This window comes from Caballeronia ptereochthonis, assembly GCF_001545075.1.
Taxonomy (GTDB): domain Bacteria; phylum Pseudomonadota; class Gammaproteobacteria; order Burkholderiales; family Burkholderiaceae; genus Caballeronia; species Caballeronia ptereochthonis.
Genome location: NZ_FCOB02000001.1, coordinates 396,160 through 421,073 on the forward strand (window position 1 = coordinate 396,160; position 24,914 = coordinate 421,073).

At 66.1% G+C, this 24,914-nt stretch carries 24 protein-coding genes and 3 tRNA genes; 17 read left to right on the forward strand and 10 right to left on the reverse strand.

Translation table 11 applies throughout. The annotated features are described in order from the left end of the window. Window positions 1-2 precede the first annotated feature (2 nt). Window positions 3-674: a LutC/YkgG family protein gene (locus AWB83_RS01845; protein ID WP_087042531.1), complete on the reverse strand. Its 672-nt coding sequence runs from the start codon at window positions 672-674 to the stop codon at window positions 3-5. Window positions 675-851: 177 nt separating this feature from the next. Continuing rightward, entirely contained in the window at window positions 852-2,042 is a 1,191-nt protein-coding gene (gene pncB, locus AWB83_RS01850; protein WP_087042532.1) for a nicotinate phosphoribosyltransferase, read from the reverse strand. A 304-nt stretch (window positions 2,043-2,346) separates the two neighbouring features. Here pncB and fdxA point away from each other — a divergent pair, with 304 nt between their 5' ends. From fdxA to lpxO, 5 genes are all read left to right on the forward strand, one after another. Continuing rightward, window positions 2,347-2,670, forward strand: coding sequence for a ferredoxin FdxA (gene fdxA, locus AWB83_RS01855; protein ID WP_087042533.1), 324 nt, complete (start codon window positions 2,347-2,349; stop codon window positions 2,668-2,670). A 120-nt stretch (window positions 2,671-2,790) separates the two neighbouring features. Beyond that, window positions 2,791-2,866: transfer RNA gene (locus AWB83_RS01860), tRNA-Asn, on the forward strand. Window positions 2,867-2,945: 79 nt separating this feature from the next. Next, a tRNA-Asn gene (locus tag AWB83_RS01865) sits at window positions 2,946-3,021 on the forward strand. A 79-nt stretch (window positions 3,022-3,100) separates the two neighbouring features. Continuing rightward, window positions 3,101-3,176: transfer RNA gene (locus tag AWB83_RS01870), tRNA-Asn, on the forward strand. A 224-nt stretch (window positions 3,177-3,400) separates the two neighbouring features. Then, window positions 3,401-4,303, forward strand: a complete 903-nt coding sequence (gene lpxO / locus AWB83_RS01875; protein WP_087042576.1) for a lipid A hydroxylase LpxO — start codon at window positions 3,401-3,403, stop codon at window positions 4,301-4,303. A gap of 3 nt (window positions 4,304-4,306) precedes the next feature. Here the strand turns inward: lpxO and AWB83_RS01880 are convergent, their stop codons facing one another. The 3 genes from AWB83_RS01880 to AWB83_RS01890 are packed head-to-tail and all read right to left on the reverse strand — an operon-like array spanning window position 4,307 to window position 7,040. Further along, the gene (locus AWB83_RS01880; RefSeq protein WP_087042577.1) at window positions 4,307-4,888 is read right to left on the reverse strand and encodes a LutC/YkgG family protein; all 582 of its coding nucleotides are present in this window, start codon (window positions 4,886-4,888) and stop codon (window positions 4,307-4,309) included. Window positions 4,889-4,896: 8 nt separating this feature from the next. Next, window positions 4,897-6,288: a lactate utilization protein B gene (locus tag AWB83_RS01885; RefSeq protein ID WP_087042534.1), complete on the reverse strand. Its 1,392-nt coding sequence runs from the start codon at window positions 6,286-6,288 to the stop codon at window positions 4,897-4,899. Then, entirely contained in the window at window positions 6,285-7,040 is a 756-nt protein-coding gene (locus tag AWB83_RS01890) for a (Fe-S)-binding protein (RefSeq protein ID WP_087042535.1), read from the reverse strand. The genes AWB83_RS01885 and AWB83_RS01890 overlap by 4 nt, the downstream gene beginning before the upstream one ends. Window positions 7,041-7,175: 135 nt before the next feature. On the opposite strand from AWB83_RS01890, the gene AWB83_RS01895 reads away from it, so the two are divergent. From AWB83_RS01895 to AWB83_RS01920, 6 genes are all read left to right on the forward strand, one after another. Beyond that, entirely contained in the window at window positions 7,176-7,946 is a 771-nt protein-coding gene (locus AWB83_RS01895; RefSeq protein WP_087042536.1) for a FadR/GntR family transcriptional regulator, read from the forward strand. Window positions 7,947-8,217: 271 nt separating this feature from the next. Further along, window positions 8,218-8,706, forward strand: a complete 489-nt coding sequence (locus AWB83_RS01900; RefSeq protein WP_087042578.1) for a CreA family protein — start codon at window positions 8,218-8,220, stop codon at window positions 8,704-8,706. A 75-nt stretch (window positions 8,707-8,781) separates the two neighbouring features. Next, window positions 8,782-9,603, forward strand: a complete 822-nt coding sequence (locus AWB83_RS01905) for a helix-turn-helix transcriptional regulator (RefSeq protein ID WP_087042537.1) — start codon at window positions 8,782-8,784, stop codon at window positions 9,601-9,603. Between the two features lie 95 nt (window positions 9,604-9,698). Continuing rightward, complete coding sequence (locus AWB83_RS01910; RefSeq protein ID WP_374729037.1) at window positions 9,699-10,463, forward strand: AzlC family ABC transporter permease; 765 nt, start codon at window positions 9,699-9,701, stop codon at window positions 10,461-10,463. Next, on the forward strand, window positions 10,460-10,798 hold the full coding sequence (locus AWB83_RS01915) for a branched-chain amino acid transport AzlD family protein (protein WP_087042539.1): 339 nt from the start codon (window positions 10,460-10,462) through the stop codon (window positions 10,796-10,798). Before AWB83_RS01910 ends, AWB83_RS01915 begins: the two co-directional genes overlap by 4 nt. Window positions 10,799-11,029: 231 nt before the next feature. Continuing rightward, complete coding sequence (locus AWB83_RS01920; RefSeq protein WP_087042579.1) at window positions 11,030-11,788, forward strand: DUF4088 family protein; 759 nt, start codon at window positions 11,030-11,032, stop codon at window positions 11,786-11,788. Window positions 11,789-11,800: 12 nt separating this feature from the next. Here the strand turns inward: AWB83_RS01920 and AWB83_RS01925 are convergent, their stop codons facing one another. From AWB83_RS01925 to AWB83_RS01935, 3 genes are all read right to left on the reverse strand, one after another. Beyond that, window positions 11,801-13,924 carry an ATP-dependent helicase gene (locus tag AWB83_RS01925; RefSeq protein WP_087042540.1) on the reverse strand — a complete coding sequence of 708 codons (2,124 nt, stop codon included), beginning with the start codon at window positions 13,922-13,924 and terminating at the stop codon, window positions 11,801-11,803. Between the two features lie 178 nt (window positions 13,925-14,102). Further along, window positions 14,103-14,363, reverse strand: coding sequence for a hypothetical protein (locus tag AWB83_RS01930; protein ID WP_087042541.1), 261 nt, complete (start codon window positions 14,361-14,363; stop codon window positions 14,103-14,105). Between the two features lie 72 nt (window positions 14,364-14,435). Next, window positions 14,436-14,897 (reverse strand): hypothetical protein, encoded by a 462-nt coding sequence (locus AWB83_RS01935; RefSeq protein ID WP_087042542.1) that lies wholly within the window; start codon window positions 14,895-14,897, stop codon window positions 14,436-14,438. Window positions 14,898-15,219: 322 nt separating this feature from the next. Here AWB83_RS01935 and AWB83_RS01940 point away from each other — a divergent pair, with 322 nt between their 5' ends. The 4 genes from AWB83_RS01940 (at window position 15,220) to fumC (ending at window position 20,627) form a co-directional block, all read left to right on the forward strand. After that, window positions 15,220-15,441, forward strand: coding sequence for an RNA-binding S4 domain-containing protein (locus AWB83_RS01940; protein WP_087042543.1), 222 nt, complete (start codon window positions 15,220-15,222; stop codon window positions 15,439-15,441). Between the two features lie 248 nt (window positions 15,442-15,689). Next, on the forward strand, window positions 15,690-17,162 hold the full coding sequence (locus AWB83_RS01945; RefSeq protein WP_087042544.1) for an MATE family efflux transporter: 1,473 nt from the start codon (window positions 15,690-15,692) through the stop codon (window positions 17,160-17,162). 426 nt (window positions 17,163-17,588) lie between these two features. Then, the gene (locus tag AWB83_RS01950) at window positions 17,589-19,181 is read left to right on the forward strand and encodes a phospholipase D family protein (protein ID WP_244197531.1); all 1,593 of its coding nucleotides are present in this window, start codon (window positions 17,589-17,591) and stop codon (window positions 19,179-19,181) included. A 39-nt stretch (window positions 19,182-19,220) separates the two neighbouring features. Further along, window positions 19,221-20,627: a class II fumarate hydratase gene (fumC, locus tag AWB83_RS01955; protein WP_087042545.1), complete on the forward strand. Its 1,407-nt coding sequence runs from the start codon at window positions 19,221-19,223 to the stop codon at window positions 20,625-20,627. Between the two features lie 30 nt (window positions 20,628-20,657). Here fumC and AWB83_RS01960 read toward each other — a convergent pair whose 3' ends face one another. Together AWB83_RS01960 and AWB83_RS36655 are read right to left on the reverse strand one after the other, a co-directional pair. Then, window positions 20,658-21,179, reverse strand: a complete 522-nt coding sequence (locus AWB83_RS01960; RefSeq protein WP_087042546.1) for an acyl-CoA thioesterase — start codon at window positions 21,177-21,179, stop codon at window positions 20,658-20,660. 54 nt (window positions 21,180-21,233) lie between these two features. Continuing rightward, on the reverse strand, window positions 21,234-21,383 hold the full coding sequence (locus AWB83_RS36655; RefSeq protein WP_167389045.1) for a hypothetical protein: 150 nt from the start codon (window positions 21,381-21,383) through the stop codon (window positions 21,234-21,236). Between the two features lie 145 nt (window positions 21,384-21,528). Between AWB83_RS36655 and AWB83_RS01965 the strand changes: the two genes are divergently transcribed. Continuing rightward, on the forward strand, window positions 21,529-22,290 hold the full coding sequence (locus AWB83_RS01965; protein WP_087042581.1) for an ArsR/SmtB family transcription factor: 762 nt from the start codon (window positions 21,529-21,531) through the stop codon (window positions 22,288-22,290). Between the two features lie 135 nt (window positions 22,291-22,425). Beyond that, entirely contained in the window at window positions 22,426-24,687 is a 2,262-nt protein-coding gene (locus AWB83_RS01970) for a DUF6600 domain-containing protein (protein ID WP_087042582.1), read from the forward strand. The last annotated feature ends 227 nt before the right edge of the window (window positions 24,688-24,914 follow it).

The following is a 24,914-nucleotide window of genomic DNA, read 5'->3' on the forward strand; positions in this document are numbered from 1 at the left end:
GCTCAGGCTCCGCGCACGACGATCACATGCACGCGATACGGCCCGTGTGCCCCGAGCACGATGGTCTGTTCGATGTCCCCGGTGCGCGACGGCCCCGACACGAAGTTCACCGCGCGCGGCAGCTCGCCCCGCTCCGCGCGCATGAGCGCGAAGGCGTCCTCGTGCGCCGCGACGATGCGCGACGCCGGCACGATCGCGATATGCGTCTGCGGCAGGAGCGCGCCGGAGGCGGGCGTGTCCGCGCCGGACAGCAGCACGAGCGAACCGGTTTCGGCCGTCGCGCAGAAGCAGCCCGTGATGCCGACGAGATCGGCGTCGGCCGGTTTGCGCAGCGCGGCCTGAATGCCCGCTTCGGTCCAGCACAGACCGCCGAGCGCGGGCCAGGTGACGACATCGGTCGGGAGATTCAGCGACTGGAGATAGCGCGCGGCTTCGGCGGGGGCATCGGCGAGCGCCTCCACTTCGGCGACGGTGGTGGACAGACGCTCCGCCTCCAGCCTGAAGCGCGCGATGAGTTCGTCGCGCGTCCGCGGCAGCGGCGGACGCGGCCCCGCCGGATGGCGCTCCACATACTCCTGCGCCGCCGCGCGCTCGGCGTCGGTCGGTGCGCCGCGGCGGCCCTGCGCACTGCGTATGCGCGCGAGAATATTGCGGCGCGCGGCCGATGTATCCATGGTGCCGTCCTCGTGAATGCGTGCTTGGGTGCGTGCGCCGAATCGGTCAGCGACGCGTCCGAATTATAGCGAGCGAGATTCGCGCGCGAACCCCGGCCGGACGGCATAGGCCGAACGCACGAGCGCCATGTCGTCGACCTTGTCGACCTCGTCGGCCTCGTCTGCCTCGTTGACCGGTCAGCTTTCGTCGGCGGGCTGCTCGATGCCGAATACCTGGCGCAAATAGGCGAGATATGCCTTGTCGTCGCACATGTTCTTGCCGGGCGAATCCGATAGCTTCGCGACAGGCTGGCCGTTGCAGCGGACCATCTTGATGACGATCTGCAGCGGCTGATAGCCGAGATCGTTCGTTAGATTGGTGCCGACGCCGAACGCGAGCTGGCAGCGCCCGCGGAAACGTTCATACAGTTGCATCACCCTGGGGATGTCGAGCGCGTCGGAGAAGACGAGGATCTTCGTGCGCGGGTCGCAGCGGTTCTCCTCGTAATGCCGGATGAGGCGCTCGCCCCAGTCGAAGGGATCGCCGGAATCGTGTCGCGCGCCGTCGAAGAGCTTGCAGAAGTACATGTCGAAGTCGCGCAGGAACGCCTTCATGCCGTAGACGTCCGACAGTGCGATCCCGAGGTCGCCGCGATATTCCTTCGCCCACATTTCGAAGCCGAAGATCTGCGAGTCGCGCAGGCGCGGACCGAGCGCCTGGCACGCCTGCAGATACTCGTGCGCCATCGTGCCGAGGGGCCGCAAGCCGTGCTTCATCGCGTAGAAGACGTTGCTCGTGCCGGCGAACTGCGCGCCGAGCCGTTCCTTGAGCGTCAGCACGACCTCCTCGTGCCACTGCTTCGAGAAGCGGCGGCGCGTGCCGTAATCGGCGATCTTGCAGTCGGAATACTCGGGCGGCGTGGCGAGCAGCTTGATCTTCTCGCGCAGGCGCTCGCGGCCGGTTTCGTACTCGGGCTTGCGCTGCGTGTTGCGGAAATAGACTTCGTTGACGATCGCGAGCACCGGGATCTCGAAGAGGATCGTGTGCAGCCACGGCCCCTCGATGTCGATATCGATCTCACCGTTGTTCTTCGGCGAGGGCGAGATGCGGATGGACTTCTCGTTCAGATGAAAGAGCGCGAGGAAGTCGATGAAATCGCTCTTGATGAAGCGCATGCGCCGCAGGTACTCCAGCTCCTCTTCCTTGAAGCGCAGGTTGCAGAGCTGGCGGACCTCGTCGCGAATCTCGTCGATGTACGGCACGAGGTCGACCTTCGGCGTGCGGCAGCGGAAGCGATACTCGACATGGGCCGCGGGAAAATGATGCAGGACGACCTGCATCATCGTGAACTTGTAGAGGTCGGTATCGAGCAGCGAATTGATGATCATGGTTCTGACTGGAACATCCACGCGAAGAGGCCGCGCGCCGATTCGAGCCCGCGTGCCCTTACCTTATAGTGTCTTTATGATGCCTTCAGGGCCATGTTACCCGAATGTACGGATACGCATTACGCATGCCTCGCCCTTTTACCAAGGACGCATACATACATCACGAATCGATATAAAGCGCGCTTCGCGGCGCTCGCGTCCCCTTTTCTCATTACGCTACAATACGCGTTTCGGCAAGCGCACCTCCCGGCCCATGCAGCCGCCCAGGGCGCCGCCCCCACGAATTTCGCATGCAGGAGCCTGAATGACTCACGTTGTGACCGAAAGCTGCATCAAGTGCAAGTTCACCGATTGTGTGGACGTGTGCCCGGTGGACTGCTTCCGCGAAGGTCCCAACTTTCTCGCGATCGATCCGGACGAGTGCATCGACTGCGCCGTGTGCGTGGCCGAATGCCCGGTCAATGCGATCTACGCCGAAGAAGACGTTCCCACCGATCAGCAGCACTTCACCGAACTGAACGCCGAGCTCTCGCGCAACTGGCCGAGCATCACCAAGACCAAGGCGCCGCTGCCCGAGTCGGACGAGTTCAAGGACGTGAAGGACAAGCTCAATCTGCTGGAGCGCTGATTCGCGCAGGAGCGAGCCGCCGCGCCGGACTGTTCGACGCAAAAAATTGTATTGAATGACGATTCGGCGTTGACACGCTAGCAACGGCTCCCTATAATTTCGCTTCTCTGCTGTAGATGTTCCCCGATAGCTCAGTCGGTAGAGCGCCGGACTGTTAATCCGTAGGTCCCTGGTTCGAGCCCAGGTCGGGGAGCCAAAGTCTCAGCAAGACGGTTTCAAAAAAACCCAGTCGCCCGGCTGGGTTTTTTATCTCAGTTGCAGATGTTTTCAGTTGTTCCCCGATAGCTCAGTCGGTAGAGCGCCGGACTGTTAATCCGTAGGTCCCTGGTTCGAGCCCAGGTCGGGGAGCCAAAGTCTCAGCAAGACGGTTTCAAAAAAACCCAGTCGCCCGGCTGGGTTTTTTATCTCAGTTGCAGATGTTTTCAGTTGTTCCCCGATAGCTCAGTCGGTAGAGCGCCGGACTGTTAATCCGTAGGTCCCTGGTTCGAGCCCAGGTCGGGGAGCCAAAAAATTTCGAATCGAAAAGCCCAGTCGCGTGACTGGGCTTTTTGTTTTTGCGCGCTCGTCGCTAGTCGGAAACCTGCGACACCCGCTCTCTCCCGCCTCAAGAAGTGCGCCCGGAATCCCTTCGGTTTCCTCGAGCCCGGTCATCCAAGCAAACTTCGATTATCCGTTTGTATAATTTTAGGACGTTGATGAAAGCCGGCGATTGAATGCGAAGGAGAAAGAAATGCGCTGGGTGGTGTTATTGATCTTCATCGCTTGCGCGGCTTACACGCACTGGCGCGGCAAGATCCGGCACGGCTTCTTCCGGCAGCTTTCAGATCACTCGACGTTCATGTCACCGCTGAACACCTTCGTCTATCTGTTCTCGCGCGTGCCGTCCACGCCCTACCTTCCGCCGTCGCTTTTTCCTGAACTCGCACCGATCAAGGCGCACTGGGAAACCATCCGCGCCGAGGCCGTCGCGCTGCACGAGGCGAGCAAGATCCAGGCGGCGGGCAAATACAACGACATCGGCTTCAATTCGTTCTTCCGGCGCGGCTGGCGGCGCTTCTACCTGAAATGGTATGACCGCCCGCATCCGTCCGCCGCGGCGATGTGCCCGCAAACGCTCTCGATCCTGCAGAACATTCCGACGGTCAAGGCGGCCATGTTCGCGATGCTCCCGCCCGGCGGCACGCTCACGCTGCATCGCGATCCGTATGCGGGATCGCTGCGTTATCACCTCGGGCTCGTCACGCCGAACGATGACCGCTGCGCGATCATCGTCGATGGCGAACGCTATTCGTGGCGCGACGGCGAGGAAGTCGTGTTCGACGAAACCTATCTGCACTGGGCCGAGAACAAGACCGACAAGGACCGCATCATCCTGTTCTGCGACATCGAGCGGCCGATGAAATACCGCTGGGCACAGGCCGTCAACCATGCGGTCGGCGGCTTTCTGATGCGCGCCGCCGCGTCGCCGAACGAGGTCGGGGACCGCACGGGCGGCCTGAATCGCGCGTTCAAGTATCTCTATTCGATCCGGCTCGTCGGCAAGCGGCTGAAGGCGTGGAACCGGACCGTCTACTACATCGTCAAGTGGCTGCTGTTCGGCGGCATCGCCGTGGCGATCTTCTGGAAGCACTGAGACTCAGGCGAGCCACACGACCGTCAGCGAGCGCACGCCCTGAGCGCCGCGGATCAGCACGCCTTCGATATCCGCCGTCGCCGACGGCCCGGTCACGAGCACCGCATAGCGCGCCGATTTGAAATCCGGCCGGCGATACGCCTGCTGCAAGCCTTCGATGAGCTGAGCCGGATCGAGCAGCACGACGAGATGCTGCGCGAGGTAGCCGATCGAATTCACGACGTACTCTTCCTCGCTGAACCAGACCGACCCCGTTTCGGCGACGCCGAAGCGCCCTCTCACGACGCCCACATCGACGTCCTGAAGCGACGCCGGCACGGTATCGCGCGAAAGCGGCCGCGTGCCGTCGACGCCCGGCACCGCCGAGGCGATGACCGCCGCATCGGGAAAGCGCGAGGCGATGAGCGCGTTCACGTCATCGTGACTGCGCGCCTCGACGCAGGTTCCGCCCATCGCCGTGAGCGCGGTGGTGAAGCGCGTCCGCAGATCGCCTTCGGGCGCGGGGAATATCGGCACGTCGGGACGCGGACGAGACGCGGGCTGCGCCGCGCGGATCTTCGAGAGAAAGGCTTCGCGGGTCGTCATTTGGCGGCTCATTTGGCAGACGAGCGGTTTTTCCTGTACCACTCATGGAAGGTTTTGGCGGGGGCTTCGGGCAAGTCGCGCTGGCGTCCCCAGATATTGAGCGGGTTGTACAGCACGAAGTTGGGCAGGCGCTTGAGCGCGCCGCCAAGCGAGGCGACCGTCGCACGGTAAAGCGTCGGGCTCGCAAGAAGACGCCCCGCCATCTTCAGCACTTCCTGCTTCACGAACGGCACTTCGTGGCGCTCGGCGATCACCGCCCGCCACTTGTAGATCTGCTCGTGGATGTTCACCTTCACCGGGCATACGTTGGTGCAGCTGCCGTTCATCGTCGAGGCGAACGGCAGGCTGCTGTAGCGCTTCAGATCGTAGGTCGGATTGATGATCGCGCCGATCGGCCCGGAATACGTGCCGCCGTACGACAGGCCGCCGCTGCGCCGGTACACCGGGCAGGTGTTCATGCACGCGCCGCAGCGGATGCACTTGAGCGAGTACCAGAAGTCGTCCATCGCGAGGCGCTCGGAGCGGCCGTTGTCGACGAGGATGAAGTGCATCTCCGTACCGGGCCGCGGCGCGCGAAAGTGCGACGTGTATTGCGTGATCGGCGAGCCGAGCGCGCTTCTCGACAGCATGCGCACGAACACGCCGAGATCGGCGATGGTCGGAATCAGCTTCTCGATGCCGATCGACGCGATATGCAGCGGCGGCACGTTGGCCGACAGATCCGCGTTGCCCTCGTTCGTGCAGACGACCACCGTGCCCGCCTCCGCCACCGCGAAATTGCAGCCGGTCATGCCCGCCGTCCGCTCGCGCACGAAATACGGCCGCGTATTCATGCGCTGGCTTTCGGCGAGATAGTGAATGTCGCTGTTCTTCGGATCGGTGCCGATGGTGCGCCCGAACAGCTCGGCCACGTCCGCGCGCAGCTTGTGCACGGCCGGCACGACCATATGGCTCGGGTCCTGATGATCGAGCTGCTGGATGCGCTCGCCGAGATCCGTTTCCATCACCGTGATGCCGCGCGGCTCCAGATAGTCGCGCATGTAGCACTCGTCGGTGAGCATCGACTTGCTCTTGACGAGCGCGGTCATGCCGCGCTCGCTCATTAGCTTGTAGACGAGCTCGTTGTGCTCCTGGGCGTCGGCCGCGAAATGCACGACGACGCCATTCCTCTCCGCCTGATCGACGAACTGCGCGATGTAGTCCGCGAGATTGGACAGCGTGTGCTCCTTGATGCCCGAGGCGAGATTGCGCAGCGTCTCCCATTCGGGCATCCCGTGCGCCTGCGCGTCGCGCTTCGTGCGCAAGTCCCACAGACGCCTGTCGTGGAACGCGACGTGATCCGGCTTCTGAAGAAACGCGCCGGCCGCCTTTGCGTGGTCGATCCGAATCGTCTTGCTCATGCGCGCGCTCCGTTCAGAACTTGCGCGATATGGATGAAGCGGAGATCGTGTCCGATGCCGACCTTCATCCGTTCGGCGCAGCCTTGCTGATGCATCAGGCACGACATGTCGCCCGACACGATGTACTCCGCGCCCGCGCCGAGATGATCGCGCACCTTGTCCTGGCCCATGCGCACCGAGACGGCCTCCTCCGTCACCGAGAACGTGCCGCCGAAGCCGCAGCATTCGTCGGGACGCGCGGGCGTGACGAACTCGATGCCCTTCACGCCTTCGAGCAGCGCGCGCGGCTTCGAATACGGCGTGCCCGCGACTTCCGAGTTCGAGGTCTCGCGCAGATGCCGCACCGCGCTGCAGCTGTTGTGCAGCCCGACCCTGTGCGGAAACTCGGCCCAAGGAAACTCGCGCACTTCGAGCACGTCGTGCAGGAATTCGACGAGCTCGTAAGTATTGCGGCGAACCTTCTGCACGGCGCTCGTCTGCTCGATCGCGGTGAAATGCTCTCGCACGTGATGCACGCAGCTCGCCGACGGCCCGACGACATAGTCGTAGTCGGCGAAATTGCGGGCGAACACGCGCTCGGCGCCGGCGGCTTCCTTGTGCGCGCCGCTATTGGCCATCGGCTGGCCGCAGCAGGTCTGCTCCTGCGGATAGTCGACTTCCAGCCCCAGGCGCTCGAGCAACTCCAGCGTGGCGATGCCGACCTGCGGGTAGAAGGCGTCGATGAAACAGGGAATGAACAAGGCGACTTTCATTGAGGTCCGTTTCGAAGATGGGCAGGGATTTTGGTAAGCTTGGTCTGACCAAGACTTTAAAGAGATGCCTCTTTCGTGTCAAACTCGGGTAATCGCCAGCTTTCGCCGTGTATCTTTCCGAATCTCTTCTGAACGATGACCTTCCAGCCCGTCCAATCACATTCCTACGCCCGCGTGCGCATCTCCGATGTCGTGTCCGGGCAGATCCGGGAGCTGATCTCGAACGGCACGCTGCTGCCTGGCCAGCGACTGCCCGCTGAGCGCGATCTGGCCGAGCAGCTGAACGTGTCGCGCCCGTCGCTGCGGGAGGCGCTGATCCGGCTGGAATCGGACGGGTTCATCCGCGCGGCCGGGCGCGGCGGCTTCGTCGTCTCGGACGTGACGGCGCCGCTCGTCTCGCGTCCGCTCGCGGCGCTGCTCGAGCAGCAGCCCGACGCGAGCGCCGACGTGCTGGAACTGCGCCACGGCCTGGAGACGCTCGCAACAGCCTACGCCGCCGAGCGCGCCACCGAAGCCGATCTCGCGCGCATCGCCGCCGCGTTCGACGCGCTGCGGGCGGCCGTCGCCGAGAAGAGCACGCGCATCGCGGAGAAGGATGCGGCCTTCCATCTCGCGATCGCGGACGCCACGCACAACGTCGCGCTGACCCACGTGATGCACGGACTCAACGAACTGGTCCGCGAGTCGATGCTCACCTCGCACCGCCTCGTCGACTACGACGACGAAGTCGAGGCGAACCTGCTGGCCCAGCACCGCGCGATCCTCGATGCCGTCGTCGCGCGCGATCCGGCGCGGGCGCGCGAGTGCGCGGGCGCGCATCTGGACTACGTGCGCACGCTCTATCGCGATCGTCCGGCCAGGAAAGGCCGCGCGCCGCAATCGTCTACTGGAATGACGAATCCGTAACGCGCCAGTAAGGTTCGATAGGACGTCGCCTACACGCATTTCAGACGCGCACGGCTAACGCGCGGCCACCCTCCCCGCGATACTGGAACCGTCGAAACAATACGCGAAGGAGGACGACATGCCTTATCTGATCGGATGGCTGCTGGGCGTGCCGGTCGTGGTGCTGATCATCCTGTACCTGATCTTTCACTGACCGGCACTGCGCGATGCATCAAAAGAGCCAGGGGCGTCGATACAATACGACGCCCTTTCTCATTTCCGAAGGATGCCGATGAAACGCTCCGTCCTCGTGCTCGCCGCATCGCTCGCTACCGCGGTTGCCACCCTTTTCGGCGCGGGAGTCGCGCACGCGGAGGAAATCGCCAGCGTCAACACCAACTTCCGCTTCACCGGCTCGGACCGGGTGAGCGTCGACGCCTACGACGATCCGCTCGTCCAGGGCGTCACCTGCTACGTGTCGCGGGCGCGCACGGGTGGCGTGAAAGGCACGCTCGGCATCGCGGAAGACCCGACCGAAGCGTCGATCGCGTGCCGGCAGGTCGGGCCGATCAGGATCGTGCAGCCGCTCAAGCAGAAGACCGACGTGTTCTCCGCGGGCATGTCGTTCATCTTCAAGACGCTGCACGTGGTGCGCATCGTCGACGCGAAGCGCAACACGCTCGTCTACCTGACCTACAGCGACCGCATTGCGACCGGCAGCCCGAAGAACAGCGTGACGGCGGTGCCGGTGCCCGAAGGCCCGACCATACCAGTGAAGTGACGCGCAACTGTCCGGTCCGGCACGCGGCAAAGCTGTAAACTGACCCACTCCGCCCTCCGTTTCCAGGCCCGCGCCATGAACGCCGCCCATTTCCGCAATGCCGCACGCTACTGGCGCTCGCCGCTCGTGCCGGACGCGGACATGGTCACCGCCGAGTACCACGACCACGCGTTCACGCCGCACTGGCACGACGCCTATACGGTGCCCGTGATCGAGGCCGGCGCGGAGTGCTTCGACTATCGCGGCGGCCACCATGTGGCCGAGGCCGGCTCGGTGCCGGTAATCAATCCCGGCGAAGTGCACACCGGCGCGCGGGCCGTCGATGCGGGCTGGCGCTATCGCGTGTTCTATCTGCCGGTGCCCTTCGTCGAGAACGTCGCGCGCGAGATGGCCGGGCGGCCGGCGGCGTCGCCATGGTTTCCGGACGAGATCATCCGCGACCCCGATCTGGCGCGCCGGCTCGTGCTCGCGCATCGCCTGCTGGAAGGCGGCGCCGATCCGCTCGCGGCGGAACTGGCGCTCGTCGATGCCGTGACGGCGCTCATCGGCCGGCACGCGCTGGAGCGCCCCGGCATCGCGCCGCTCGCCGTCGATGCGCACCGCGTCGCCACGATGAAATCGCGCCTCGCCGACGATCTGCTCGAACCCGTCACGCTCGCCGAACTCGCGCGGACGGTCGGCCTCTCGCCCTTTCACGCCGCGCGGCTCTTCACGCGCGAAACCGGACTCGCGCCGCACGCGTGGCGCAACCAGATGCGCATCGTGCGCGCGCTGCCCGCGTTGCGCGCGGGCGCATCCGTGACCGATGTCGCGGCGGCGAGCGGCTTCACCGACCAGAGCCATTTCACGCGCCATTTCAAGCGCGCGTTCGGCGTGCCGCCCGGCCGCTGGCGCTGAGCGTCCCGAACGACGCTCGCGCACCGGGAAAGCGCAAGAACGTACAAGCATTCGAACCGGCGTTTTGCGTATCCTCGCTTCCATAGGAGGAAATCTTGAAAGCAACACCCGCTCAACCGTCCCGCGCCGCGCTGCGCGAATTCGCCGCCGGCGCCCGCGACACCATTCCGATGATGGTCGGCGCCGCGCCCTTCGGCGTGATCTTCGGCACGCTCGTCACTGCAAGTCCGCTTTCGCTCTGGCACGGCCAGTTGATGTCGCTCGCCGTATTCGCGGGCTCGGCGCAGTTCATCGCGGTCGGCCTGATTGGGTCGCACGCGAGCTTCGCCGTCATATGGGCGACGACGCTCGTCGTCAATCTGCGTCACGTTCTCTATTCGGCGACGCTCGCGCCCTATGTCGCGCATCTGCCGCGCCGCTGGCGCTGGGCGCTCGCGGGCGTCCTGACTGACGAGGTGTTCGCCGTCGCCTACGCGCACTATCAGAAGCGCGCGCCCGGCGAGATCGGCCCGCATTACTTCTTCGGCTCGGGCGTCTCGATGTATCTGAACTGGCAGTTGTGCACGCTGCTCGGCCTGCTGTTCGGCGCGGCGTTTCCCGGCCTGAAATCGCTCGGGCTCGACTTCGCGATGGTCGCCACCTTCATCGCGATCATCGTGCCGCAGCTCGTCGCCGTGCGCTTCGTCGCGGCGGCGCTCGCCTCCGGCGTGCTGTCGTTCGCGTGGCAGGGCTGGCCGTACAAGCTCGGACTGCTCGCCGCCGTGTTCGTGGGCGTGGTGGTCGGCATGGTCCTCACGCTGGTGGAAAACCGGCCGCAGCAGCAGAACCGCCTGAAGAATCCAAAGGAGCGCACGCAATGAACGCGGCGACGTCGAACTATGTGCTGTTGATCCTCGGCATGGCGGCCGTGACGTATGCGATCCGCGCCGCCGTGTTCGTGCTGGGCGAGCGGCTGCCCTTTCCGCCGATCGTGCGCACGGCGCTTTCCTTCGTGCCGATAACGGTGCTCACCGCCATCATCGTGCCGATGACGGTCTCGCCGCACGGTAACGGCGCCGAGATCACCTGGCGCAACCCGCAACTGGTGGCGGCGATCGTCGCGATCATCGTTTGCGTGCTCACGAAACGGCCGCTCGTGACGATTGCCGTGTCGCTCGCCGTTTTCTTCGTGTGGCAGTTCGCCGTGCTGCGCTAGACCTGTTCCGCCAATCAACTGCCAATCAACTGCCGATCAACTGCCAATCAACTGCCGATCAACTGCCGATCAACTGCCGATCAACTGCCGATCGGCTTTCAAAAAGCCTAGAAGAAGCCTCAAGTTCCCGGAAGGCGCGCCGATATCAGAAACGAATGGACTCCGTCTGAGAAGCGGCGCCGAGAGCATTTCCCGCCTTTGGAACATCCGAGCGCGGAACCGGGAACCAACATGCGTCAAATCACCCTTTCGTTTCGCGAAGAGACGATCGCTTCGCTGCAGCGCGACTTCGAAGCGTTCGTCCGTCTGTCGCTGAAGCTGGATCCGCAATTCGTCACGCCGTCGTTCGAGGACTTCCTGCGCGCGAAGCTGCTCGACAACAACACGCCGCTCACCGAGCAGGCGGTGCAGCGCATGCTCACGCACGGCCAGTACGCGTGGGCCAAGCGGGCGCTCGACAAGGAGTTTCCGGACGTCGTCGAAATCCTGATCCGTCGGGCGGCCGAGCATGGCTTCGCCTTCGCGATCCGCGCCGACTGGACCGCCGAGGATCTCATCAAGGCGTCGCGCGAATGGGCGACGGCCATCGTCACCGAAGCAAAGGGCGACGTGTCGCAAGTGGACATGCTCGCGTCGCAGATCAAGTCGGCCGCGGTAGACATCCGCGAAGTCGAGGAGAAGATGCAGACGCCCGCGTGGCGTCTCGCGGATTCGCTGCGTCAGCGCGTGTATGAAACGAAGATCGCGGTGGAGACGAGCGTCGGATCGACGGCGCGCGAGAAGCTCGGCGAATTGCGCTGCCTGCTGCGGCTCGGCATTTTCCATGGCTCGATCCAGAAGCAGGAAGCCCAGCAGGTGCTGGAATATCTGCGCTCGCTGCGCCCGGAGCTGTTCGTCGAGGAGCCATACGACGGCTTCACGCGCTTCGCCGCCTGGCTGCGCAGCATCTTCTCGACGCGCACGCCGCGCACCGCGCGCGCGCCGCGCTGAACGCGGACTCCCCTACTCCCACATTCCCTTCAGGCGCGCCGCGATATCGAGCTTCGCCTTCGCGGCGGCCGCGAGCCCCGCCGCCGTCGGCGCGGCGGGCGCGATCACCGGCGGCCACGCGGCCGCCTCGAAGCTCGGCATCAGATGCGGCGGGATGAAGCGCGTGCGCTGCGCCCACACGTGCCGGTCGCCGAGATGCGTCTGGTTGTGCACGTAGAAGCGCTGCGGCGTGATGATGTGGAGGTCTTCCTTCGCGCGCGTCATCGCGACATAGAGCAGGCGCCGCTCCTCGTCGATTTCCTCGTCGCTGCCCGTGCCGAGATCGGACGGAATGCAGCCGTCCACGCCGTTCAGCACGAACACGTTGCGCCATTCCTGGCCCTTCGCCGAGTGGATGGTCGAGAGAATCAGATAGTCCTCGTCGATGAGCGGCACGCCCGATTCGTCGCTCGTCGCGTCGGGCGGATCGAGCGTGAGCTCGGTGAGAAAGCGCTCGCGCGTGGGATACGTCGCGGCGATGCTTTCCATCTGCAGCACGTCGCCGATGCGGATCGCCGCGTCCTCGTGATTGCGCTCCAGATGCGGCTCGTACCAGCGGCGGATCATCTCGAACTCGGCGGGCCAGCCCGATTCGCGGCCGCAGAGCTTCGCCATCAGGCCGACGAAGCGCGGCCAGTCGTCGCTCGCGCGTGCGGGCGCCTGGAAGCTGGCGATCGCATTCGGCGCCGTGTCTTGCGCCACGCTATCGAGCAGACGCCCGGCGATCGCCGGGCCGATGCCCGGCAGCAACTGCGCGACACGAAAACCCGCGACGCGGTCGCGCGGATTCTCCGCCCAGCGCAGCACCGCGAGGACGTCCTTGACGTGCACGGAGTCGAGAAACTTGAGACCGCCGAACTTCACGAACGGAATGTTCCGGCGCGTGAGCTCGATTTCGAGCGTTGCGCTGTGATGCGCGGCGCGAAACAGCACCGCCTGCGCCTTGAGCTTCATGCCCGCCTCGCGCGCCTCCAGCACCTTCTCGACGACATAGCGCGCCTGATCCGCCTCGTCCGCCACGGTGACGACGCGCGGCTTCTGCGCCGACGCCTTGTCGGTCCAGAGATTCTTGGTGTAGCGCTCGGACGCGAGCCCGATCACCGCGTTCGACGCCGCGAGAATCGGCTCTGTCGAGCGATAGTTGCGATCGAGCGTGACGGTCGCGGCGGGCGGATCGAAATGCCCCGGAAAGTCGAGGATGTTGCGCACCGTCGCGCCGCGAAACGAGTAGATGGACTGCGCGTCGTCGCCGACGACGGTCAGGCCGCGGCCGTCCGGCTTCATCGCGAGCAGGATGGACGCCTGCAGGCGGTTCGTGTCCTGATATTCGTCGACGAGCACGTGATCGAAGCGGCTCGCGAGATCCGCGGCGATCGACGGCTCCGCCGCGAGATGCGACCAGTAGAGCAGCAGGTCGTCGTAATCGAGCACGCTTTGCGCCTGTTTCGCGCTGACGTAGGCGGCGAACAGGCGCTTCAGATCCGCCTCCCACTCGCGGCACCACGGAAACGACTGATCGAGCACGGTGGTGAGCGACGCTCCCGTGTTCACGACGCGCGAGTAGATCGCGAAGCACGTCGACTTGGCCGGGAAGCGCTTTTCCTTCGATGAGAGCCCGAGCTCGTGCCGCACGAGGTTCATGAGATCGGCCGAATCCTCGCGGTCGTTGATCGTGAACGAGGGTGCGAGGCCGACGAGATCGGCGTAATCGCGCAGGAGCCGCGCGCCGACGCTGTGAAACGTGCCCGACCATGTCAGGCCCTGGGCGATGGCGCGCTTCGCGCCGAGCGCGTTCGCCGCGATGCGCGACACGCGCCGCGTCATTTCGAGCGCCGCGCGGCGCGAGAACGTGAGCAGCAGGATGCGATGCGGATCGGCGCCCTTGACGAGCAGATGCGCGACGCGATGCGCGAGCGTATTGGTCTTGCCCGAGCCCGCGCCAGCGATGACGAGGAGCGGGCCGGCGCACTGGCCGGGCTCGTCGACGCCGAATTCGACCGCCTGACGCTGCGCCTCGTTGAGCTTCGCGAGATAGTCGGCGACCTGTTTCGCGGTGGTTTCGGAAGCGGCGTCGGCGGTGTCGGGAAGCGTGAGCACGTGAAGAAAGGCGGCGGAAAAGGGTGACGCACACTGTATATCCATACAACCCGTGCGCGCAAGTCCTTGGCTCGACGGGCTTTCGGCCCCGCTTTTGGCCCCCTTTTTGCCCCGCTTGGCCCTGAATGCACCGAGCCCGGTTCGCGGGGAACCGGGCTCGTCTTGCGTCGGAAAAGCGTTACTCCGCCTTTTTCGCGTTCTTCAGCTTCGCGTCGGCGGCGGCTTCATTGGCTTCGGACTGCGACTCCGTCTTCTTCTTGTCGGCCTTGGCCTGCGCGACGGCGGCGTCCTTGTCGGCTTCGGCCTGCTTCTTCGCGGCCTTCTTGTCGGCGTGGGTCATCGGCGTCTCGCTCGTCGTCTGTGCGAACGATGCCGTGCTCGCGCTCGCGAACGTCCCCGCGACGAGCGCGGCCAGCAGTGCGTTGATTTTTCGGTTCATGATGTCCTCCCTTTTGCTCTTGTTGCTTCGACGCCGCGAGGCCGGCACAAGCGGCCTCGCGGCCCATCGGGCTCAATGCTGCAGGCCCGTGTCCTTCGGCGAGCTCGGCTCCGTCGCGTTCAGCTCGGCCTTCGCGGCGTCCTTGTCCGCCTTGCGGTTGATCTTGGCGTTCTTCACCTCTTCCTTGTATTGCGCCTTGGCCTGCTGGTTCTGCGCCTTCAACTCGGCCTTCGATGCCTGCTTCGAAGCGCGATATTCAGCGTTCGCCTGCGCGTTCGCGTTACGGCGCTGGACGAGCGGGTCGGTGGGTGCCGGCGCGACGAGATTCTGCGGCGGCGGCGTCACGGGTTGCTGGGCCTGCGCGGGCATCGCATTGCTCATCTGGCCGGGCATCTGTCCCGGTGCCGCGGCGCCGGGCGCCGCCTGCACTGGCTGCGGCGCGGCGGACTCGGGCTGCGCGGTTTGCGCGTAGGCGCCCGAGGCGGCGAGCGTGGCGATGGCGGGGCCGATCAGCAGAATTCGAGCCTTTGTCATGAGCTAGTCCTCTCTTTAGTGTGGCGTCGGCGGGCGCTGAAGCGATGATGAAGCGAGCGCCCCGCGCGACTTTTGTCGATTGGAAAGATGACCGAAGCTGCATCGATCAAACGGTCGGACCGGACTACGATCGGGCGAGTTCTCGAAAACCAGTCATTGTTACCGACGGTTTCATCTGGCTACATTTGCCAACCAGTTCGCTGACGACCGGATTACCGGCATCCGTCATGCGGGCAGCACGCGGCATGCCCGGCGCCCGGCCAGCGGTGGTTTATCATTGAGCCCTTCCTCGCCTCATTCACCGCTTTGCGCCGCGCCCGTCATGCCGCCACTTCAATTCACCCTCACGGGCGACTACGTCGAACTTCACAACCTGCTCAAGCTGATGGGCCTCGCGGACAGCGGCGGTTCGGCGAAAGCGCGCGTCGCGATGGGCGATGTCACCGTCGACGGGAAAGTGGAAACGCGCAAGACATGCAAGATCCGCGCGGGCCAGACGGTCGCGCTCGACGGCCAGACCATTCGCGTGCGCGCGCCGGAATAGCGCGCCGCCGTATCTTGCGCGATGCCTCGCGCCCAGGCGCCGGGCGATCGAGAAAACCCGGGCATGAGCGCCCGCGTCATCGACATATTGCACGCGACGCAATAAGCTAGTCGTCTTTCGTTCTGGTTTCAGCGCCGGGTACTTGCGCGGAATCGGAGCGGTAATGGTCTCTGTGCCCGCGCATCGCCGTCGTCAGGCCGCGGTCGCCCACGGCCGCCGCGCTCGATCCGTTTAATTCGCTTTCAACCATGCAACCCCAATACACGCGCGCCACACGCGCGCATCAAGGACCGCCGAGCCTCTCGCGTCACGCCGTGGACACGGCGCGCCTCGCCGCGCCGCTCGCCATCGCGCAGCTCTCGCAGATGGCGATGGGCGTCACCGACACCATCCTGCTCGGCTCCCTCGGCCCCGACGCGCTCGCCGCAGGCGGCCTGGGCGCGAACCTCTTCTTCGTCGTGGTGACGCTCCTGCAGGGCGTGCTCACGTCGGTCTCGGTGTCGGTCGCGCACGCGCGCGGCGCGAACGCCGACCATCGCGTGCCGAGCATCTACTGGACGGGACTCGTGCTCTCCGTGCTGCTCGCCGTGCCCGCCTTCGCGCTCCTGAGCTACGCCGAACCGATCCTCCTCGCGTTCCACGAACCCGCGACGCTCGCGAAGAACGTCGGCGAATACTGCGCGGTGCTGCGCTGGGGCACGCCCGGCAGCCTCATCGGCGTCGGCATGATGCGCGCGTTCCTGCCCGCGATCGGCGCGGCGCGCCGGCTCCTGTGGATATCGATCGGCGGCGTGTTCGTCAACGGCTTTCTCAACTACGGGCTGATCCACGGCGCCTACGGCCTGCCGCGCGAAGGCTTTCTCGGCTCGGCGGCGGCCACCGCGATCACGGTCTGGGGCATCGCGATCGCGCTCGTCGCGGTGCTGCATCTGCGGCCGCGCTACAGGCATTTCGTCGTCCGCGCGCGCCCGCGCCTGCCGCTGATGGGCGAGCTCTTCGGCATCGGCTGGCCGGTTGCGATCACCTACGGCGTCGAATCGACGCTCTTTCTCGCCACCGGCATGATGGTCGGCCTGCTCGGCGAGGCGCCGCTCGCCGCGCACCAGATCGCGCTCAATGTCGCGTCCGTCGCGTTCATGGTGCCGCTCGCGATCGGCCAGGCGGCCAACGTGCGCGTCGGCTACTGGGTGGGCGCGGGCGTGCCGCTCGCGGCGCGCCATGCCGGCTTCGTCGCGCTGGCGCTGGGCGTCGGCTTCATGATGTGCTCGGGCCTCGTGCTGATCACCGTGCCGCGCGCGATCGTCGGCCTGTATCTGCATCTCGACGATCCCGCCAACGCGCATACCGTCGCGCTCGCGGCCTCGCTGCTCGGCGTCGCGGCGGTGTTCCAGATCGTCGACGGCATGCAGACGGTCGGCTCCGGCTGCCTGCGCGGCCTGAAGGACACGCGCGTGCCGATGCTCGCCGCCGCGTTCGGCTACTGGGGCGTCGGCTTTCCGACCGGCTACGTGCTCGCATTTCACTTCGAACTGGGCGCGAAGGGTCTTTGGTGGGGGCTCGCCGCCGGCCTCGCGAGCGTCGCCGCCCTGATGACCCTGCGGTTCCATCGCATCAGCAGGAAGTTCATCGAGACCGGCATCGCGCCCGCGCCGAACGACGCCGATGCGGCGAGCGCCGCGCCGCACGCCATGCGTGAAGAAAGCGTGACGAAATCGCGATAAGCACGAGAATCGCGCGCCGATATGCAAAGCACGAATCCTTGGTTGGTCCGCCCGGCGCGCATTGCTACGATGAGTCCGTCTCCTCCTTGAGACATCTGTGACAGGGGTTGTCAGCCCGCTTCAGCCAGCGGGCTTTTTTTCGTCCATTCGATTCGTCATTCGCCTCCTTTCAGGGCGCATGCCCGGCCGTTTCCCGATTTCCCATAAAATATTTTCGAGGCGCGCGCAGCGAGAACGCTCCTTGCTTCGTCGTGCCGTTCGCTCAATGGGTCGGGATGTGGCAGGTCGGGACAACTAGAACGAGGAATCGAAGTGTCGGAAAGCCGGGGGAAGTCGAAAGCCGCATGGCGTGACGGAAATCATGGAGACATCGATCCGCGCGCGCCGAAACCAGGATTCAGTGCCGCCGCGCGCCGCGCCCGCGATATCGCCGCGGTGCTCCTGACGGCGGCGCTCGTCGCCGCCTGCGCGACGCGCCCGCCCGCGACGGCATTCGATCGCCCGGTGAGCCACGCGCTGCCGGCAAGCGAATCGACGCCGCTCGCGAACGCGCTCGCGCCGCTGGAGAAGAAACATCCGGACCGGTCCGCGGTGCGTCTCCTGCCGACCGGCACCGACGCGCTCCAAGCCCGCATCGCGCTCGCGCGCGCGGCGACGAAGACGCTCGACATGCAGTACTACATCGCCGAAGAGGACAACACCGGCAAGCTGCTGCTCGGCGCGGCGCTCTACGCGGCGGATCGCGGCGTGCGGGTGCGCATGCTGGTCGACGATCTGAACTTCAAGGACATCGACCGGATCATGGCGGCGCTCAACACGCACGACAAGATCGAGATTCGCGTGTTCAACCCGTTCGGCAGCGCGCAGAGCAGCTTCTCCGAGCGCACGCAGAACTTCTTCACGAACCTCGGCCACTTCACGCGCCGCATGCACAACAAGGCGATGATCGCGGACAACCAGATCGCGATCGTCGGCGGCCGCAATCTCGGCGACGAATACTTCAGCGCGAGCCCGACGCTGCAGTTCCGCGATCTCGACGTGTTCGCCGCCGGCCCGGTAACGCAGCAGATTTCCGCGAGCTTCGACGACTACTGGAACAGCTCGCTCTCCTACCCGCTGCGCGCGCTGAACAAGCAGAAGTTCGACCCGTCCGAGCTCGACAAGACCCGCGACGATCTGCGCGCCCACTGGCGCGCGCAGGCTGATCCGCTGAACGCGAAACCGCTCAACGCGACGCCGCTCGCGCAGCAGATCTCGCGCGAGGAAATGGGCCTCGTCTGGGCGCCGACCGAGTTCTGGGTGGATTCGCCGTCGAAGATCGAACATCCGAGCGACGACTACAAGAGCCCGCCGATGACGCGTCTCGTCGATCTGCTGAAGGACGCGCAGAGCGAGTTCCTGATCCTTTCGCCCTACTTCGTGCCGCACGACGCGGGCGTGAAGGCGCTCGCCGCATTGACGAAGCGCCGCGTGCGCGTCGCGGTGCTGACCAACTCGCTCGCCGCGACCGACGCCGTCGCCGTGCAGGCCGGCTACGCGCCGTACCGCATACCGCTGCTGCGAAACGGCGTCGAGCTGTACGAATTCAAGCCGATTCAGGCCGAAGGCGAAGGCAGCCCGCGCGTGGGCCTGTTCGGCTCGCGATCGCGCGCGAGCCTGCATGCGAAGGCCTATGTGATCGATCGGAGTATTCTCGTGATCGGCTCGATGAATCTCGACCCGCGCTCGGCGAAGCTCAACACCGAGCTCGCGCTCGTGATTCACGACAAGGCCATCGCCGACGAAGCCGCCCAGCTGTTCGAGCACGGCGTCTCGCCGAAAACCAGCTGGCGAGTCGAGCTGGCGAGCGCGGCGGTCACCGAGGAGCTTCGGCGCACGGGAGCGCCGCAATCGGGGCTCGTCTGGACCACCGAGGAAGACGGCCAGCTCGTCACCTACAATTTCGATCCCGAGGCAGGTTTTTATCGCAACGCGATGACGGGCCTCTTCATGCTGCTGCCCGTCGACAAGCAACTCTGACATCACCTGAAGCACACACTTCGCGAGGAGCTTTACGCCATGACACACGACGCGAAAGGCGACGTACGGATGGAGAAAGACACGTTCGGCGAGATTGCCGTGCCGAACGACAAGCTTTGGGGCGCGCAGACGCAGCGCTCGCTGCAGAACTTCAGGATTTCGACGGAAAAGCAGTCGCCCGAGCTCATCACGGCGCTCGCGGTCATCAAGCATGCGGCCGCCGAGGTGAACGAAGGGCTGAAGGTGCTCGACTCGAAGAAGGCCAAGGCGATCATGCAGGCGGCGGAGGAAATCATCGACGGCAAGCATCCCGATGAATTCCCGCTCGCCGTATGGCAGACCGGCTCGGGCACGCAGACCAACATGAACCTCAACGAGGTGATCGCCAATCGCGCGAGCGAGATCCTGGGCGGCCCGCGCGGCGAGGAGCGCCTCGTGCATCCGAACGACGACGTGAACCGCGGCCAGTCGTCGAACGACGTGTTCCCGACGGCGATGCACGTCGCGGTGGCGTATGCGATCGTCAAGCATCTGATTCCGTCGCTCAGGACGCTGCGCGATACGCTCGACAGGAAGGCGAAAGCGTTCGACAAGATCGTGAAGATCGGCCGGACTCACCTGCAGGACGCGACGCCGCTCACGCTCGGCCAGGAGTTCTCGGGCTATGTCGCGCAGCTCGATCAGGGCATTCGCCACGTCGAGGCGTCGCTGCCGCATCTGTATCAACTGGCTCAAGGCGGCACGGCGGTCGGCACGGGACTCAACGCGCATCCGGAATTCGCGGCGAAGGTCGCGCAAGCGATCGGCAAGCTCACCGGCCTGCCCTTCGAGACCGCGCCGAACAAGTTCGAGGTGATGGCCGCCGCCGATGCGCTCGTCGCCGCGCACGGCGCGCTCAAGACCGTGGCCGCGAGCATGATGAAGATCGCCAACGACATCCGCTGGCTCGCGAGCGGGCCGCGTTGCGGGCTCGGCGAACTGTCGATTCCGGAAAACGAGCCGGGGAGCTCGATCATGCCGGGCAAGGTGAACCCGACGCAATCCGAAGCCGTGACGATGCTCTGCTGCCAGGTGTTCGGCAACGACGTCGCGGTGAATTTCGGCGGCGCGAGCGGCAACTTCGAGCTGAACGTGTTCCGGCCGATGATCGCGCATAACGTGCTGCAATCGATCCGCCTGCTCGCGGACGGCGCGCAGAGCTTCAACGACAACTGCGCGGTGGGCATCGAGCCGAACGAGAAGCGCATCGACAGCCTGCTCAACGAATCGCTGATGCTCGTAACGGCGCTCAATCCGCACATCGGCTACGACAAGGCCGCGCAGATCGCCAAGAAGGCGCACAAGGAAGGCACGACGCTCAAGGCCGCCGCGCTCGCGCTCGGTCACGTGACCGAGCAGCAGTTCGACGAGTGGGTCAAGCCGGCCGACATGGTCGGCAAGAAGTAAGCGCGTTCTTCCCCGAGGAAAGCGGCGGGATCAGACCTTGCCCGCCGCGACCTCTTCCGGCTTCAGCTCGACGATGGCGTCGAGCGCGTCCTTCACGTCCACCGCGTATTTCGCGAGGCGCTTCTCCTCTTCCGTTTCCGGCACGAAGGACGGCACGGGCGTCGGCTGGCCTTTTTCATCGACGGCGACGAAGACCATCAGGCAATCGGTCGTCTGCTGCAACTCGCCGACCTTGGGATCGCCCGCGTGCACGGAGATGTGGATATGCATGCTGGTGCGCCCTGTCGTGACCACGCGGGCGCGCAACTCCACCAGATTGCCGACGAGAATCGGCCGCCGGAAGCGGATATTGCCGACGCTCACCGTGACCGCATAGCGGCCGGACCACATCGCCGCGCAGGCGTAGGCGGTTTCGTCGATCCATTTCATCAGCGCGCCGCCGTGCACCTTGCCGCCGAAGTTCACCGAAGTCGGCTCGGCAAGAAAGCGGAAGGTGGTTTCGGCGCGGCTTTTCGGAACCGCTGGAATGGGGGATGAGGTGGGCGTATTCATGGGGGCGTCATCGTTCGAGGCGTGTGACGCCGATTATACGAAGCGAAAACGGGCTTAGTTGCGGACCGTGATGCCTTGATCGATGGTGCCGTACATCGTGATGCTGCCGCCGCCCGCCGATGACGACGGCGCGCCCGCGCAGCCCGCGCACAGCAATAGCGCGCCCAATGCCACGGCGGCGCTCGCGAGAATTAGTCTGGACATGCGAATTTCTCCTGCGGCTTCGGAATGCCACCAGCCATTCTAGCGCCGGCCTCGCGCATCGACATTTCGGCGCGCAGTGAAACATCGATTGCGAACACGCGCTAGAGTGGATGCGTCGACCACTTCGCCTGATTCGGACACCGCCATGAACTCCGTACTCGCCGACGCCGATTCCCGCGCCCGCCACTTCCCCGGACTGTCGCGCATCGGCGCGCTTCTCGCCGATCCGGGCCGCGCCGCGATGCTCTGGTCGCTGATGGACGGCACCGCGCGTCCCGCCGGCGAGCTGACGATGATCGCGGGGCTGTCGCCATCGACGGCGAGCGGCCATCTCGCGCGCCTGACCGAAGGCGGGCTGCTCGCGCTCGAAGTGAGCGGACGGCACCGCTATTACCGTATCGCGACGCCCGATATCGCCGCGGCCATCGAAGCGCTCGCCAATCTGGCGAGGGCGAGCGAGCCGCGACGCGCACCCGCCTGCGCGCCCGAACGCCCGCCGTCCGCCGTGCCGGTGGAGATGCGCTACGCGCGCACCTGCTACGACCATCTGGCGGGCGAACTGGCCGTCCAGATCTTCGACCGGATGATCCAGAGCAACTGGCTCGCCGCCGCCGACGATCACGTGCAAGCCCACGGCCCCGCGGCGCTCGAGGCGACGCCGGAAGGCGCGCGAGCGTTCGCCGAGCTCGGCATCGATCTGAAGGCGCAGCGCGCGCGGCGGCGTCGGTTCGCGTGTACCTGCATCGACTGGAGCGAGCGGCGGCCGCACCTGGGCGGCGCACTCGGCGCGGCGTTTCTGGACGCGTGCGAGTCGCGCGGCTGGATCGAGCAGACGCCGAAGCGCCGCGTGCTGCGCGTGACGCCCGCGGGGCATCGGCATTTCGAAAGCTTCCTGTCGGCCCGATAAAGCTTTGTTACGCGCGCCTGCGCGCGGTTACAAACGGCATCGTACGGATACAAGCGCGGGGGATACATTGATCCGGCAGGCTGCGCGAATCGACGGCGTCCACGATGGCGCACGGCGCGGCCACCGGAGAATATGATGAAAATCAGGACCATCGCCGCCGCCACGCTGTGCGCGTGCGCGCTTTTTTCGATATCGGGGCCGGGCGCGTTCGCGCAGACATCGCCCGCCGCGGCGGCGCAGTCGAGCCAGAACGATCCGCCCGGTCGAATCGCGCGGCTGAACTACATGGCGGGCACCGTCACGACCGAGCCCGCGGGGGCATCGGACTGGTCGTATGCGCAGATCAACCGGCCGCTCACGACCGGCGACCAACTCTGGAACGACCAGAACGCGCGCTCCGAGCTACATATCGGCTCGACGGCGGTGCGGCTCGGCTCGTCGACGGCGCTCTCCGTCCTCGCCCTCGACGACAACGCCGCGCAGCTCAAAGTCGCGCAAGGCACGCTTTCGACGCACGTGCGCGAGCTGCCGCCCGGCACGAGCTACGAGATCGACACGCCCAATGCGGCGCTCGCGATCACCACGCCGGGCGACATGCGCGTGGACGTCGCGCCCGATGGCCGCGCGACCACGGTGACGGTGCGAAGCGGCGGCGTCACCGCCTACGGCGACGGCGGCGCGGTGCAGCTCGCGGGCGGCCAGCAGGTCACGTTCGAGGGCACGAATCTTCAGCAGGCGTCGGCGAACGCCGCGCCCGGGCCGGATGCGTTCGATCAGTGGGCCGCGAGCCGCGACGCGGCCGAGGATCGCTCGATCTCGGCGCGCTATGTGTCGCGCGACATCCCTGGCTATCAGGACCTCGACGCCAACGGCACGTGGCGCAGCGATCCCTCGTATGGACCGGTCTGGGTGCCGAATTCCGTATCCGCCGACTGGGCGCCGTATCGTGAGGGGCATTGGGCCTGGCAGGACCCGTGGGGCTGGACCTGGGTCGACGACGCACCCTGGGGCTTCGCGCCGTATCACTATGGCCGCTGGGCGTACATCGGCTCGCAGTGGGCGTGGGTGCCCGGTCCGACGGCCGTCAGCGCGCCGCCAGCGTATGCGCCCGCGCTCGTCGCCTTCGTCGGCAACGGCGACAGCGGCGTCGACTGGAACGTCGCGCTGACGGTCGGCGGCGTCGCGGCGGCGGGGCTCGCGTGGTTCCCGCTCGGGCCGGGCGAGGCATGGCATCCGCATCGCGACGGATGGAGCCCGCGCTATTACGAGCGCGTGAACCGCAATGTCTACGTGGACCGCTCGGAGCACAACACATACGTCAACTATCGCGCGCCGCGCGCGCTCACCGCCGCGCCCGCGAACATGTTCGTGCGCGGTCAGCCGGTCGGACACCAGCCGTATGCCGTCGATCCGGCGCGCTGGCGCAACCCGCGATTCTTCGCCGGCGCGCCGGGCATCGCGCCGACGCGCGACAGCCTCGCGCCGGGCGCGCGGCGTGCGGACTACCGGCCGCCGCAGGGCGGATACGCGCGTCCCGTGGTCGCGACGCGCGCGCCCGTCGCGCCGCCGGCTTTTCATGATCGATACGTCCAGGCACATGACGGTTACGGCCCCGCCCCCCGGTCACAGAACGTGCATCTCGTCGCGACGCATGGTCCGGCGCGCGCCGTGATCGCCGGCGGCGCCGCGAATGCGCCGCATGCGCCGCATGCGCCGATGCCGCAGGGTGCGCCGTCGTCGCCCTCGCCCGGCGGTTCCCCGCGGCCGGGCTTCGCCGCGATGCAAGGCGGCGCGCAACCGATGCAGCCGCACGGCAACGGCGTCCCGCGCCCGCCGCAGCAGGCGCAGTTCGGCGGCGATCCTCGCTTCGCGCACGGCGAGGCTTCGCCGCACGGACGGCCTGCCGCGAACGAGCCGCGCGTGCCGGCGCAGGCCATGCAGTCGGGCAGGCCGCCGCAACAGGCGCAGGCGCCGATGCAGCAGCCGCATCCCGGTCATGCTCCGCATGTCGGACGCGGCGCGCCGAACAGGCCGATGCAGGCCCAAGCGCCCCACGTCGAGCACGGCGCACCCAACCCGCCGATGTCGATGCAACCCGCGGTCGCGCAGCATGCGCCGCCGCAGCATCAGCCGGAGCCCGTCCATCAGGCGCGCATCGAGCAGCCGCGCGCGCCCATGCCCGCGCCGCAGCCGCGTCACGAGATGCAGCAGCCACGCGCGCCGCAGGAAGCGCAGCGGCCGCAGGTCCATCAGGAGCCGCCGCGCCAGCCGATGCATCAGGAAGTGCGTCAGGCTCCGCCGCAGCCACATCAGGACCCACACCAGGAACCGCATCAGCAGCCGCAACAGGCACAGCAACCGCAGCATGGCGGCGGCAACGACCATCATCGCGGTTGAGGCCCCCCAACGAAAAACGCGCGGCAGAAGCCGCGCGTCAGACTGCTGACGAACCCCATGTTTTTCGGAACGTGGGGTTTGTTTTTTAGGCGGCAGCGCTGTTGGAGCGATGCGGTGCGATTTGCTCAAGTAAGCGCGCGAGGTCGGCACTGAGCCGCTGTAGCGGTTCGTGCGGGGGCCAGAAGTGACGTAAAAGCGCCCGCAGGCGCGCCAGCAGCAGCGCGATC

Bases quoted from the DNA above. Each gene is read 5' to 3' on its own strand.
- AWB83_RS01845 (WP_087042531.1), bottom strand. From the start codon at position 674: ATGGATACATCGGCCGCGCGCCGCAATATTCTCGCGCGCATACGCAGT.
- pncB (WP_087042532.1), bottom strand. From the start codon at position 2,042: ATGATCATCAATTCGCTGCTCGATACCGACCTCTACAAGTTCACGATG.
- fdxA (WP_087042533.1), top strand. From the start codon at position 2,347: ATGACTCACGTTGTGACCGAAAGCTGCATCAAGTGCAAGTTCACCGAT.
- lpxO (WP_087042576.1), top strand. From the start codon at position 3,401: ATGCGCTGGGTGGTGTTATTGATCTTCATCGCTTGCGCGGCTTACACG.
- AWB83_RS01880 (WP_087042577.1), bottom strand. From the start codon at position 4,888: ATGACGACCCGCGAAGCCTTTCTCTCGAAGATCCGCGCGGCGCAGCCC.
- AWB83_RS01885 (WP_087042534.1), bottom strand. From the start codon at position 6,288: ATGAGCAAGACGATTCGGATCGACCACGCAAAGGCGGCCGGCGCGTTT.
- AWB83_RS01890 (WP_087042535.1), bottom strand. From the start codon at position 7,040: ATGAAAGTCGCCTTGTTCATTCCCTGTTTCATCGACGCCTTCTACCCG.
- AWB83_RS01895 (WP_087042536.1), top strand. From the start codon at position 7,176: ATGACCTTCCAGCCCGTCCAATCACATTCCTACGCCCGCGTGCGCATC.
- AWB83_RS01900 (WP_087042578.1), top strand. From the start codon at position 8,218: ATGAAACGCTCCGTCCTCGTGCTCGCCGCATCGCTCGCTACCGCGGTT.
- AWB83_RS01905 (WP_087042537.1), top strand. From the start codon at position 8,782: ATGAACGCCGCCCATTTCCGCAATGCCGCACGCTACTGGCGCTCGCCG.
- AWB83_RS01915 (WP_087042539.1), top strand. From the start codon at position 10,460: ATGAACGCGGCGACGTCGAACTATGTGCTGTTGATCCTCGGCATGGCG.
- AWB83_RS01920 (WP_087042579.1), top strand. From the start codon at position 11,030: ATGCGTCAAATCACCCTTTCGTTTCGCGAAGAGACGATCGCTTCGCTG.
- AWB83_RS01930 (WP_087042541.1), bottom strand. From the start codon at position 14,363: ATGAACCGAAAAATCAACGCACTGCTGGCCGCGCTCGTCGCGGGGACG.
- AWB83_RS01935 (WP_087042542.1), bottom strand. From the start codon at position 14,897: ATGACAAAGGCTCGAATTCTGCTGATCGGCCCCGCCATCGCCACGCTC.
- AWB83_RS01940 (WP_087042543.1), top strand. From the start codon at position 15,220: ATGCCGCCACTTCAATTCACCCTCACGGGCGACTACGTCGAACTTCAC.
- AWB83_RS01945 (WP_087042544.1), top strand. From the start codon at position 15,690: ATGCAACCCCAATACACGCGCGCCACACGCGCGCATCAAGGACCGCCG.
- fumC (WP_087042545.1), top strand. From the start codon at position 19,221: ATGACACACGACGCGAAAGGCGACGTACGGATGGAGAAAGACACGTTC.
- AWB83_RS01960 (WP_087042546.1), bottom strand. From the start codon at position 21,179: ATGAATACGCCCACCTCATCCCCCATTCCAGCGGTTCCGAAAAGCCGC.
- AWB83_RS36655 (WP_167389045.1), bottom strand. From the start codon at position 21,383: ATGTCCAGACTAATTCTCGCGAGCGCCGCCGTGGCATTGGGCGCGCTA.
- AWB83_RS01965 (WP_087042581.1), top strand. From the start codon at position 21,529: ATGAACTCCGTACTCGCCGACGCCGATTCCCGCGCCCGCCACTTCCCC.
- AWB83_RS01970 (WP_087042582.1), top strand. From the start codon at position 22,426: ATGAAAATCAGGACCATCGCCGCCGCCACGCTGTGCGCGTGCGCGCTT.